This window comes from Hathewaya proteolytica DSM 3090 (assembly GCF_900142225.1).
In the GTDB taxonomy this organism is placed as follows: domain Bacteria; phylum Bacillota; class Clostridia; order Clostridiales; family Clostridiaceae; genus Hathewaya; species Hathewaya proteolytica.
The window spans coordinates 120,275-131,697 of record NZ_FRAD01000006.1; the positions used below are offsets into that span (position 1 = coordinate 120,275).

Genomic DNA, 11,423 nt, shown 5'->3' on the forward strand with positions numbered 1-11,423 from the left:
AGGTGTATTAAAATAAGCGTAAAACAAGCAACTCTAGATTTATTAGAAAAGAACAAGGGTGAATATGTATCTAGTAAGATCATATGCCACAAGCTAAATGTCACCCGTGCCGCTGTATGGAAAGCCATCAATACTTTGAAGGAAGAAGGCTATAAAATCTCAAGTAAAAGCAATATGGGCTACTGCCTTTGCCATGAATGCGATATTCTCTCTTCTGAGAGTATAAAACCTTATTTCACCGTAGATAAAAATCTCTTTGAAATTCAATGTTTTAAAACCTTGGAATCTACTAATGATTATGCAAAAGATCTAGCTTCTAACGGTGCATGTGAAGGCACTGTAGTAATTGCAGAGGAACAAACTAAAGGACGAGGTAGACTTAATAGAAACTTTTTTTCACCTGGCAACACTGGAATTTATATGAGCCTAATCTTAAGGCCCCATATTAAAGCTGATGAATCACTTTGTATTACCACAGCTGCAGCTGTGGCTGTGTGCAATGCTATTGAAAGTGTTATGAACAAAAAAGTCTCTATAAAATGGGTTAATGATATTTTCTATAAAAATAAAAAGGTATGTGGCATACTAACAGAATCTGCTTTTAATTGCGAAATTGGAACACTGGATTATGTGGTTTTAGGCATTGGCATCAACGTAAAGGCTCCCCAAGAAGGATTCCCTGATGAGTTATCAAAAATTGCTTGTTCACTATCTGAAAATTGCGCTAGTGATATACGAAGTCGACTTGTGGCTTGTATTCTAGAAAATTTTTGGTTATATTACATGGAACTCACAGATAAAAAATATCTTTCCTCTTACATAAAATACTGTAGCTTTCTTGGTAAGGATATAGATATTATCACCAACAATGGCTCTGTACCTGCCAAAGCCTTAGAAATATGTGATGATTTCAGCCTTGTTGCACTTACTAATGATGGAAATAAGTTAAAGCTTAATTGCGGTGAAATTAGTATAAAACTATAATATAATGTGGAGGTTTTCATTATGAAAAAAGTATTAAGCACAAAAAATATGGCACTTTGTGGTATGTTCACAGCATTAATTGCCATTGGAGCTTTTATTAAAATTCCTTTTCCTACAGGTGTGCCTTTTAGTTTGCAATTTATGTTTACCATGCTAGCTGGGTTTCTTCTTGGAAACAAACTGGGTTCCCTAAGCGTACTCATATATCTCTTCATCGGTCTTGCAGGTATCCCCATATTCACCAGTGGCGGTGGTATTGGTTATGTTTTAAAGCCTACTTTTGGTTATATGATTGGCTTTGTCTTATCGACATTCACAATAGGTACCATATCTAGAGCTGAAACAAAACCTTCATACCTTCGTCTTGTTATTGCAAATTTTGCTGGTACATCTATTGTATATATCTGTGGAACAGTATATTTTTACTTTATAATGAAATATGTATCTGGCACTGTTATTGGCTTTAAAGCCCTCATTACCAGCTGCGTTTTAATGACCATCTGGAGCGATATTTTCTTTTGTTTCTTTACAGCATTTATTGCAAAAAAACTTATACCAAAGCTTAGAGATAAAATTGCAGCATAATAAAAGTAGATTACTGTAATAGCCTAAAAGGTAAATCAATAAAATCAAGGTATATGCCATCACCGACATACACCTTGACTTTATTAGTTGATATACTTTATTCTTACCTTGGGGTTATCCTCTTTTTTTATATTATAAACCAATGATCTTTTTTCAGTATAATGAACATTTTTCACCAACTCTTCTTTGGTTATGATTTCATATTGTTTTTCTGGTCCAATTTTTAAATAAAATAAGTACTTATCAATATACATCTCAATATAAAGTATATCTTTATACTTACTTAATATATTTCGCTGCTCTTCAGTTAAAGATTCCTTAACCTTAAAAGAATGCGGTATACCCCAACTTTTAGTTATATCGCTTGCATCTTCTAGAATTAGACTCCAGTAGTTATACTCATTGTTATGCTGAGGATCTTCATAAAAGCCCTGACTTCTTGGGTCTTCTAGAATATTATTTTCTATTAGTTCCTTTGGCGTATACATACAAGAACTAAATTTAACATTTTTCTGTCCTGGTTTTTTATTTACAACGTCATAATATTTCCAAAGTTCATTGTTTTTTTGGTAATCGCCATCATATTGAATATCAAATAGATTCTTATTCTTCATCTGCTCTATACATATTGGATCATTTAAATTATTAATTTCCTTTATCTCCGCCACTGGGCGACTAAAATATATGACTACCATAGTCACACATAAAACTGCTGTCACACCCAAAGCTATCATCTTAAATTTTTTCCCCAAAGAAGATCGCCTCCCCCTAGACATTATTCCCTTAGTCACTATTTGTTAATATCATTATAACATTTAGTTAATATATTGCAACATTTAATTAATATATTGTGTATTATTTTTTATCTACTGGTATCCATATCTCACTTTTGTAATCTTCCGAAGCCATATCCCCCTCTGAATACCACTCCATCTGCGGACCGTCTGCTATTTTATAGTTAGATTTTGGAAACCACTCTGTAAAAATTCTCTTCCATACATTCTGCTGACCCTCTGGAAGTTTTCCTATACACTCAAAAATTACATACGTACTGGCAGTAACTATAAGTTCACACATGTCTTCAGGGACTTCTTTACTTGAACCTGTAGCTATATAATAATCAAATCCCTCTTCATCTCCATGGGCACATACGCCCATGCAACATAGATTTTTATTATCATTGTACCTAATCATAGCTTCACATTTGCCAGATTCACATATTTCATTCCAGAATTTTGGTATTCTCTTAAAATTCTCACCATTTTTCATATCCATTCTTTCCTTGTACCCTACAAGACGAATTTCTCCAAACTCTTCAATACGATAATTCATTGATTCCACTCCTTTAATTGATATTTGAAATGATATTGGAGGGTATGCTTTGATTTTAACTCCTGGTTTTCTTACATCACTGGGATTTACTCCATGAACAGCATAAAAAGCTCTTGTAAATGATCCTGGTGAATCATAGCCATACCTCATAGCCACATCTATAATTTTCCCTTTGGACTCCAAAAGCTCCATGGCCGCCATAGATAGGCGCCGCCTTCTTATATACTCCCCAATAGGAATATCCGTTATAAAGGAAAACATACGTTGAAAATTGAAACTGGAACAACAAGCCTGTCTAGCAACCTGTCCCATATCAATATTACCATCCAAATTGTCCTCTATATAATTAAGTGCGTCATTCATCTTCTCCAACCAGTCCTTCAAATTGAACCACACTCCCCTCGTTACAATACAATTATAGTATCGACTAAATTTTTATTCTCAACTTTTTCTGCACAATAAAGTTAACTAGGATTTTCATCTAAAGAAAAACCATTTTTCCTGATATTCATTTTATTTACCTCAACTTTACTTTTTTTAATATAGTATCAACCACTTCTTTTGCTTCACAGCAACACCTATTTTTGCGAAAACACTCTTATATACTTGTCCACCGTCTCATCAAACTCTACTATAGAAGTTTCCGCCTCTTTTAGTGTAGCTTCTTCAGCCTTGCGCAATAATTCAATGTAATTCATTAGTTTTTTATCTTTAGGTATTTTAAGACTTTCATAAGCTTTGCCAAAAGTACATTGAGTTGCTAATTTTTTCAATTTTTCCTGAGACATAGCCAATCCATTGGATGCGAAATTAAAAGGAATCTCCAATTCCTCAATATAATCCATGATTTCAAATATATCCTTTCTCATTATGGGCTCTCCACCCGTTAAAATAATATATCTTCCACCTTGCTCCTTAAATTCTTTTAATATCTTTTTAATCTGCTCAGTGGACATTTCTGCCACTTTATTATGAATTCCCCCATCTAAATAGCAGTGTTTGCAATGTTGATTACATGCATGGGTAACCTCTATATATAAAGTTTTAATTTGTAAGTATTTCATATCCCTTATCCCCTTTTCTCTTAATAATATAAAATATACTTCATCTCTTCAGATTCTTAAAATACTTCATTGATAATTATTCTCTTATAATGTATCATTTACTTAACAGGTGATTACAAGAAAGGATGGGGAATAATATGTCAACTAATTTTAGTATACTTGAAATGCTGAAAATTGCAATTTTAACCGAAGAGGAAGGACGCAATTTTTATTTGAATGGTGCAAAACACACCTCTGGTAAAGTTAAAGATTTTTTAACCATGGCAGCTGGTCAAGAGCTTATGCACAAAGAAAAATTTGAAAAACTTTTTAATGATTACTCTAATAAAACGGAGAATGATTTGAACTCCGACTACCTTTATGATGCTGAAGTAAGTGAGTATTTGAGAAAGTTAATTGAAAATAAAGCCTTTAAGAAAAATGATGTACCTGAAAATGCCTTTGATAATTTAAGATCCGCCGTTGAAAGTGCGCTTAACTCAGAAAAGCTTACAGTAGAGCTATATACAAACATGTACAAAGGTATTCTTTCTAATGAAGTTAAAGAAATGTTCAATATCATAATCGAAGAAGAAAAAGAACATGTAAACTACTTTTCAAAACTTCTTGAAGAAATAGCTTAATTATCTACACAAAATACAACTAAAAAGCCTAGTAAAGCATTAAAAGCGCTCTACTAGGCTTATTTTACCGGTTTTCGCTATCTGAAACATAAGGTAGTAATTTAAATTTATTTAGATAAAGCTGGATTGCAGCGGCTCCTATTAAAACTACCATGCCACTAAGAGCTACAATTTTTAAAAGCATAAATTTTCCTTCCAAACCTTCTCCAGAATTCAATTGCTGATAAATACCAAAATATGCCCACGCAACGGGAAGTGGCAATACAGCATTTTTATTTCTCCTTAGCAATAGAATTACTACTAACACTGCTACTATAAGCATTACAATAGCTCTAAATTCTTCACTAAATCCAAATCCATTCCAATTTATCTTTACAAGTGATGCCGCTATATTCACAAAGGTCGCTATAACTAACCAACCTGTGTATATTCCAAAACTCAAAGGCAAGAGCCAACGATTGCCGTTGTGTAAACTTGCAACTTTTCGACAAATCAATAGCAAGGAAATCAAAAAACCTATTATAAAGATAACAGACAATCCTAGCTGGACATAAGAAAAAGTAACTATCCATGCAATATTAAGAATACATGAGATCCTAAAAAGAATCGTAATTTCATCAACAGCTTTGTTATAATAAGGATCCTCCTTTTTAATTATCATAAAAACCAATGAAGCTAGTAATAATAAATATATAATGCTCCAAATGCTAAATGTAGACGGGCTTGGTGTAATAGGCGTCAGGTACATATCCGAAACTTCCTTTTGTGACATCCCATTTATTATCCCAAAGGCTCCTAAAGTATTAATAACTAAAGTAATTGCGAAAAATATCACATTAATCCAAGCTTTTTTTGTTCTCTCCATAATGCCCTCCTTTTTATCTCACATTATTATCCATGTTTTCCTTATACGTTTTAAAAAATATACTATTTAGTAAACCCTTATAAGCCTTACCCTTAAATTTATTTTAATACATTCATATTGAATATTCAAATACTTTTTAGAATTTAATGACTCTTGTACAATTCTTGCAATTACCGCCACTATCAAGCACCTTTTCCAAGCCAAACATATCGTGATAAAACTGTTTTGATCTCTCAATGTCCTTAACAACAATCAAAATATTTTTTAATTTCATATTTTCTCACCGCCAAATTCCTATTTATAATATTAAACCTTAAAATTTCTCTTTAAGGATATAAAATATACTTCATATCTTCAATGTCTCGTTCACCTTGTTCTGTCACATATTTGCTCTGCTTTACAAATTTGAAGCCACACTTTTCGATAACTCTCTTTGATTGATTGTTATGCAAAAAGTGCCCAATGGTTAATGCCTCTACTCCACATTTATTAAAGCAGAAATTTATTAATTCCTTTACTGCCTCAGGCATTAGCCCCTTACCCCAATAATCTTTTGAAAGTACATAACCAATTTGTTTTAGTTTAAGCTCCTTATATTCCACCTCATCATTTGCCCATGATTCATGCATCCCCAAGGATCCTATGACCTTACCATTCTCCTTATACACAATAGCAAATACATTCTTACCATCCATGAAAGCCTTTAATATTTTCTTTGAAACTTCTATAGAGCTGTGATGTGGCCACCCCGCCATCTCACCCACACCTTCCACAGATGCATACTCGAAAAAATCATTTAAATCACTTTCTTTCCAAGCACGTAAAATAAGCCTATCCGTTTCCAAAACCGTCTTTGAAATATCAATTATAATATCCATAAAATTCTCACTCCTTTATTTTAAAACTCCATAACCAATCCCGTACTTAATTGATGAACACAATTTCCTGCAACTATTAAAAATCACCAATCCTTTTGTTGTATCAAAAACGAGACTTTGCTCATGAGAGAAATCGTCTGGAATTCATTTCATATTCAATAAAAATGCTCATTCCCTATTCACAAAAAGCTAGTTTACTACTTTAAGCTAGCTTTTAATATGAATTACTCTAAAAGTATCTGTTCAATTGCTCTATAGATTCTAAATCAAAAATATCCATTGCAATAACATCTAGAGTCTCTTCTGGTAATGCTTTTATTTTTTCTCTGTATTCATCAGGTAACTTTTTAAACTTTTTAATAAGCATTTTAATTAATATTTCTGTTTTACCTTCTGCTCTTCCTTCTGCTCTTCCTTTTTCCTTTCCCTCTTGAATTAAACTTTTTCCAAGCTCAGTCAATTTCAATTCCTCCTTTACTTTATTTAACGCTCTTCCACTTAAAAATTTACTAGCAAACGCATATAATATTGATTCTACATCATACTTATATTCACTATACACATTCTTCACTATTTTTATGGCATTGATTATCTTATCTGCTATTTCAGTATTTCCACCCATAATCGGTGTAAATGTTAGAGATATAATATCTTGCTTTGTAATCTTTTCACCCAATTCTATTTTTAATAGAATATCGCTGTATATCTTATCTCCATCCATATCTGCCATAGATATGGAATTAACTTTATACTCATTTATTCCTGTTTTCAGAATGCCATCTGTACTCTTTATATTACCCGAATAAACAACATATGTAACAACTTCTTTTCCAGTTTGATGACTTAGTAAAGCTTCATATGCCCTAAATCTTCTCAAATCAGTTTTTCCTTTATCAGTTGTCTGAAACTCAAAATGTGTAAAAGTATCACCCACCCCTCCATAAACCTAAATTCTGCCTCCATTTTATTATTTCAGCATTTCCATCCACTGATCATTTTCCTTATAAAAATAATATTCTGCTATGTCATCATTATTAAATACCTGTAACATCTTGTCCATTCCTTCAGCAAGTTTTAAATCCATTAATTCACTCATCTTCACCCAGTATACTTGTCCTTCATCCGATGATTTAAGTTCCCCTTTAAAATTATTAGTCAACCTGGAAACGTTATACCAGTATACTCCTTGTCCACTCTATCTTGCACTAATACATATCCATTTTCATCATATACCATGCACATATTTGTTAATATTACTTTTTCACTTCTGTCCATTATTTTCTTCTCCTCTGTTATGTTTTAATATTTTCCCTAAATTTTTATCCAACCTTTATTAACCCAATGCTGATTGTCCACCGATAAGTTTTTCTCATTTTTTGCAGCGTATTTATGCATACCTTTGCAAATTAAGAATTTCATTTTAACGATTATATTCCTGTGAGGCATACAAATTTTTTTATATTTTTTAGCAAGCTTTTTAGTTTTATTTATGATAATATTTTTACGCTTGTCACTTAAATCATTCCAAATAATGCCCTCAAGTAATGGTATTCCTAACTTTTTAATATGAGATATGCCCATCCATGATAAGCTGGTAGCAATGTCTTTCTGGGCTCCACCATTAAAAATGCCAATAGCATTGGTCAAAATTACAGCTTTCTTGTTAAACATTTTTTCTTCAGGCCTGTGTACCATCCAATGAACACACAAATGATCAAGTAAAGTTTTCATCTGCGCTGTAGTCCTTAAAGCATAAACGGGAGAAGCGAAAATTAGCAAATCAGCCTCTAAAATAGCATTCCATATTGGCTTAACATACTCAGCATGTGGACAAAATTCTTCACCTTTTAAAAAGCAATTTTTACACCCACAACAAAAATGTGGTAGATCCTTTGGCAAGTAAAATTCCTTTACTTCATTTTTACCACGCAAAACTTCTAAAAAACTTTCTTTTATATGATAAGTACATCCTCTTACTTCTGTTCCATTTATCACAATGATATTCACATTGACATCTCCCCTATTTTATTCATTCAAATAACTTTTTAAAGTTAACCTGTTTCTTATCTCCACTATATCAACAATGGCGGTAAAACTCATGAGCTTCGATTCTTGTTGCTCCAGAAACCAAACGAACTCCGCAAGCATTGTATTATGCATTCTCTAATTTGAAAATCCATGTTAGTTGCCTCCTATATATCATATTTTTTCTCCATAAAATATTTATCTTACATTTGGCAAAATATCATAAATTAAAACTCCTATTTTCTCCTCAAAAAAGCTCTGTATCTCAAATGTTATCTTCCACTTTTCTAATGTAAATTCATTAAACCCATACCTCATTACAACGTCTATCATTCTCTTTTCTAATATGCAAAATCCCGATGGTAAAGCTAAGGAATCACACATTTGAATCAATTTATCATATGTTGAAAATTCTATATTGTCCAAGTACTCTTTCATAATATTGCGCTCCTCCTCTGTACAATCTTTTTTTCCACATACATCATCAACATTCTTACATAAGTAGCCATGTGTCATACAGATTCTTGCCCATAAGTCATAACCATTTTCCATAGCAAATTTATATCCATCAAAACTATGTCTCTCGTTAGTTACCCCATATCGTCTGCCAATATCATGTAAAAGGCCTAAAATATATGCCACTTCTGAATCTAAACCTTCTACCCGCTCTGCTATTAATTTAGCTGCCTCAGCTACATATAAAGAATGCTCTACCCATGGACCTGGATTTAATTTTTCTGCTTCCTTTAGAAATACCATTGCTTCCTCTCTTGTAGGTACTCCATATTCACAATAATTCTTCATGTATTCATCCCCCTAGATTCAAAATTAGCTTGCTTATTTTTCCTATTTTATTCATTCAAATAACTTTTTAAAGTTGACCTGTTTCTTATCTCCACTATATCCACAATGGCGATAAAACTCATGAGCTTCGGTTCTTGTTGCTCCAGAAACCAAACGAACTCCGCAAGCATTGTATTATGCATTCTCTAATTTGAAAATCCATGTTAGTTGCCTCCTATAATCTGAAATTTATATAGTTATTATATAAATCTGTATTCTTAATTTTAAGATAATCGCTTTCGTTAATTTCATATTAATAATATTTATTCAATGAATTCCTTCGCTTCATTTAGTATTCTTTTTGAACTCTCAAATTGAAAAGCATTCATTGCTTCCTTATATGTCATTAAATAAGCACCTTCTAACTCCTCTTCTTGATAACATAGTTGCTGGTTATCATACTCTGCAACAAAATATATTATTCTTTTAATCACATCTTTCTTTTTAATAATTGGATATTCATCAATTGTCCTAAACCCTGCAAGAATTTGTGGTTTTACACCTATTTCTTCATATATCTCCCTTAACGCAGTCTCTTCTTCAGTCTCATTTCCTTCAATATGCCCTTTTGGAAATCCATAAACCCCTTCTAAGGATTTAACAATAACAAAATAAATATCCTTGCCTTTGCGTGTAAATACTACTGCTCCACTTGAAACTTCATACTGCATAACATACCTCCGTCATGATTATTATACAAATTTCTTATACTTCTCTAAAATCATTCGCTGATTTTATAATCTTCCTTGTTCACAAAAAGCTAGCCTACTTTAAGCTAGCTTTTTGTTTTTCCATCACTGTTATATACAAAAGAGCCACATGGAAGGCATCTCTAATTCTTTTTCGTTGCTAAATGGTAAATTCTCCTGGCACATTTTCATTTGTCCAAGATGAATGCTCATGAAATCTATTGAGAATAAATTCGTTTTCGATAACTGAATTAATGATCTCACTTAAGGTATATCGTCTATAACTGCATAATAGTTATAATCAATAAAGCCATAATTTACAACGTTATCATACTTTAATTTACATGTATATTTTGTTTCTACATGAAAATACTTATCATACACTCTTAATATTTGGTTATACAATTCACCATTGGGTGTTTTCTCATCTGTACGAGTCATGAACATAGCTAGTGTGCCACCTGATTTCAAAAGATTATATACCTTGGGGAATGCGATTTTTTCTGGTATCCATTGTATAGTAGCTGCGGAGTATATTAAATCAAATTTCTTGTTTCCGAAGTCATAAGTTTCAAAATCCCCATGTACCACATTGAAATTATCATAAGAATTAAATTTATTTTTTGTGAAATCCACAAAATTTTCTCCAAGCTCTATGGCCATGTAATCACACCCAGTTTTTAAAAAAGGTTCTGTGGCCTGCCCCGTTCCTGGCCCAATCTCAAGTACTGATTTACTTTCATCTATTTTTGCATATTCTATTACATCATGAAAAAGTTCATTGCAGTACCGTGATCTCCATTTATCAAATTGTTCTGGAATAGCATCGTAGGTTTTTCTAAAATCCTTTTTTACAAGTTCTATGGCTTCTTTGCCAGACATATGTTCTATACACAATTCCAATACGCACACGCGTTGCAGGCTACCCTCTATTTCTTCTTCACGTCCTTGCACCTGATCTGGCGAATATTTTGCTGCCAATACTTCAAGAGCTTTCCTTTTTTCTGTTGGTTCCTCTAAAACACGAATTTTCCCAAAAGCAATGACACTGCGAAAATAAGTAGTATATTCTTCAGGTACTATAGTATCTTCATCAATGACACAGAAAGAAGCTTTATGGTTATTTTTAATAGCATCTATTTTGTGTCCAGTTTGAGCACAGTGAAAAAATACCTTTGAATCACAGTATACATAACTCATTGGCACCGCATAAGGATAACTATCATCACCAGACAAAGCTAGCACACCTGACGTGCCTTTGCTAAGAACTTTAATGGTATCTTCTACTGATAATGCCTGTTTTTTTCTACGCATTTCTCTAAACATTTATACTACACCTCTCTTATTTATCATAATACTTATTTTCTACTTCATTATTAAGCTTTTATATCCATTCCATAAATGTTCAATTTTACTATTAGCATAACTATTTCTCCCCTGATATTTTATTGATAATATGAATATTATAACATATTCTTCTATTTGGTATTTTATATTTTATAAGATAATGCAATAACTAAAAGTACAATAAAAAG

At 32.3% G+C, this 11,423-nt stretch carries 14 protein-coding genes and 1 pseudogene; 3 read left to right on the forward strand and 12 right to left on the reverse strand.

The window, feature by feature from the left end; all coding sequences use genetic code 11:
* Positions 1 to 12 precede the first annotated feature (12 nt).
* Both BUA73_RS14225 and BUA73_RS04350 read left to right on the forward strand, forming a co-directional pair.
* The gene (locus tag BUA73_RS14225) at positions 13 to 984 is read left to right on the forward strand and encodes a biotin--[acetyl-CoA-carboxylase] ligase (protein ID WP_278319401.1); all 972 of its coding nucleotides are present in this window, start codon (positions 13 to 15) and stop codon (positions 982 to 984) included.
* A 21-nt stretch (positions 985 to 1,005) separates the two neighbouring features.
* Entirely contained in the window at positions 1,006 to 1,569 is a 564-nt protein-coding gene (locus BUA73_RS04350) for a biotin transporter BioY (RefSeq protein WP_072902769.1), read from the forward strand.
* An 83-nt stretch (positions 1,570 to 1,652) separates the two neighbouring features.
* Here BUA73_RS04350 and BUA73_RS04355 read toward each other — a convergent pair whose 3' ends face one another.
* The 3 genes from BUA73_RS04355 to BUA73_RS04365 all read right to left on the reverse strand — a co-directional run bounded on the left by BUA73_RS04355 (position 1,653) and on the right by BUA73_RS04365 (position 3,965).
* A complete protein-coding gene (locus BUA73_RS04355) occupies positions 1,653 to 2,321 on the reverse strand; it encodes a hypothetical protein (protein ID WP_072902771.1) in 669 nt (222 codons plus the stop codon).
* A 103-nt stretch (positions 2,322 to 2,424) separates the two neighbouring features.
* Positions 2,425 to 3,285, reverse strand: coding sequence for an AraC family transcriptional regulator (locus BUA73_RS04360; protein ID WP_207649859.1), 861 nt, complete (start codon positions 3,283 to 3,285; stop codon positions 2,425 to 2,427).
* A 194-nt stretch (positions 3,286 to 3,479) separates the two neighbouring features.
* Positions 3,480 to 3,965 carry a radical SAM protein gene (locus BUA73_RS04365; RefSeq protein WP_072902773.1) on the reverse strand — a complete coding sequence of 162 codons (486 nt, stop codon included), beginning with the start codon at positions 3,963 to 3,965 and terminating at the stop codon, positions 3,480 to 3,482.
* 137 nt (positions 3,966 to 4,102) lie between these two features.
* On the opposite strand from BUA73_RS04365, the gene BUA73_RS04370 reads away from it, so the two are divergent.
* The gene (locus BUA73_RS04370) at positions 4,103 to 4,588 is read left to right on the forward strand and encodes a ferritin family protein (RefSeq protein WP_072902776.1); all 486 of its coding nucleotides are present in this window, start codon (positions 4,103 to 4,105) and stop codon (positions 4,586 to 4,588) included.
* Positions 4,589 to 4,652: 64 nt separating this feature from the next.
* Here BUA73_RS04370 and BUA73_RS04375 read toward each other — a convergent pair whose 3' ends face one another.
* The 9 genes and pseudogenes from BUA73_RS04375 to BUA73_RS14495 form a co-directional block, all read right to left on the reverse strand.
* Complete coding sequence (locus BUA73_RS04375) at positions 4,653 to 5,453, reverse strand: TspO/MBR family protein (RefSeq protein WP_072902779.1); 801 nt, start codon at positions 5,451 to 5,453, stop codon at positions 4,653 to 4,655.
* Between the two features lie 136 nt (positions 5,454 to 5,589).
* Positions 5,590 to 5,727 carry a VOC family protein gene (locus BUA73_RS13870; protein ID WP_143146971.1) on the reverse strand — a complete coding sequence of 46 codons (138 nt, stop codon included), beginning with the start codon at positions 5,725 to 5,727 and terminating at the stop codon, positions 5,590 to 5,592.
* Positions 5,728 to 5,779: 52 nt separating this feature from the next.
* Positions 5,780 to 6,331 (reverse strand): GNAT family N-acetyltransferase, encoded by a 552-nt coding sequence (locus tag BUA73_RS04380; RefSeq protein ID WP_072902782.1) that lies wholly within the window; start codon positions 6,329 to 6,331, stop codon positions 5,780 to 5,782.
* 69 nt (positions 6,332 to 6,400) lie between these two features.
* A pseudogene (locus BUA73_RS14540) lies at positions 6,401 to 6,472 on the reverse strand (MBL fold metallo-hydrolase); the annotation flags it as partial.
* An 88-nt stretch (positions 6,473 to 6,560) separates the two neighbouring features.
* Positions 6,561 to 7,265 carry a DUF4351 domain-containing protein gene (locus BUA73_RS04385; protein WP_072902784.1) on the reverse strand — a complete coding sequence of 235 codons (705 nt, stop codon included), beginning with the start codon at positions 7,263 to 7,265 and terminating at the stop codon, positions 6,561 to 6,563.
* Between the two features lie 377 nt (positions 7,266 to 7,642).
* Positions 7,643 to 8,338, reverse strand: coding sequence for a flavodoxin family protein (locus tag BUA73_RS04395; RefSeq protein ID WP_072902789.1), 696 nt, complete (start codon positions 8,336 to 8,338; stop codon positions 7,643 to 7,645).
* Between the two features lie 216 nt (positions 8,339 to 8,554).
* Positions 8,555 to 9,160 carry an HD domain-containing protein gene (locus tag BUA73_RS04400; protein ID WP_072902792.1) on the reverse strand — a complete coding sequence of 202 codons (606 nt, stop codon included), beginning with the start codon at positions 9,158 to 9,160 and terminating at the stop codon, positions 8,555 to 8,557.
* Positions 9,161 to 9,462: 302 nt separating this feature from the next.
* A complete protein-coding gene (locus BUA73_RS04405) occupies positions 9,463 to 9,870 on the reverse strand; it encodes an NUDIX domain-containing protein (protein ID WP_072902794.1) in 408 nt (135 codons plus the stop codon).
* Positions 9,871 to 10,152: 282 nt separating this feature from the next.
* Positions 10,153 to 11,214, reverse strand: coding sequence for a pyridoxamine 5'-phosphate oxidase family protein (locus tag BUA73_RS14495; RefSeq protein WP_084672051.1), 1,062 nt, complete (start codon positions 11,212 to 11,214; stop codon positions 10,153 to 10,155).
* Positions 11,215 to 11,423 lie beyond the last annotated feature (209 nt).

Bases quoted from the DNA above. Each gene is read 5' to 3' on its own strand.
- BUA73_RS04350 (WP_072902769.1), top strand. From the start codon at position 1,006: ATGAAAAAAGTATTAAGCACAAAAAATATGGCACTTTGTGGTATGTTC.
- BUA73_RS04365 (WP_072902773.1), bottom strand. From the start codon at position 3,965: ATGAAATACTTACAAATTAAAACTTTATATATAGAGGTTACCCATGCA.
- BUA73_RS04370 (WP_072902776.1), top strand. From the start codon at position 4,103: ATGTCAACTAATTTTAGTATACTTGAAATGCTGAAAATTGCAATTTTA.
- BUA73_RS04375 (WP_072902779.1), bottom strand. From the start codon at position 5,453: ATGGAGAGAACAAAAAAAGCTTGGATTAATGTGATATTTTTCGCAATT.
- BUA73_RS13870 (WP_143146971.1), bottom strand. From the start codon at position 5,727: ATGAAATTAAAAAATATTTTGATTGTTGTTAAGGACATTGAGAGATCA.
- BUA73_RS04380 (WP_072902782.1), bottom strand. From the start codon at position 6,331: ATGGATATTATAATTGATATTTCAAAGACGGTTTTGGAAACGGATAGG.
- BUA73_RS04400 (WP_072902792.1), bottom strand. From the start codon at position 9,160: ATGAAGAATTATTGTGAATATGGAGTACCTACAAGAGAGGAAGCAATG.
- BUA73_RS04405 (WP_072902794.1), bottom strand. From the start codon at position 9,870: ATGCAGTATGAAGTTTCAAGTGGAGCAGTAGTATTTACACGCAAAGGC.
- BUA73_RS14495 (WP_084672051.1), bottom strand. From the start codon at position 11,214: ATGTTTAGAGAAATGCGTAGAAAAAAACAGGCATTATCAGTAGAAGAT.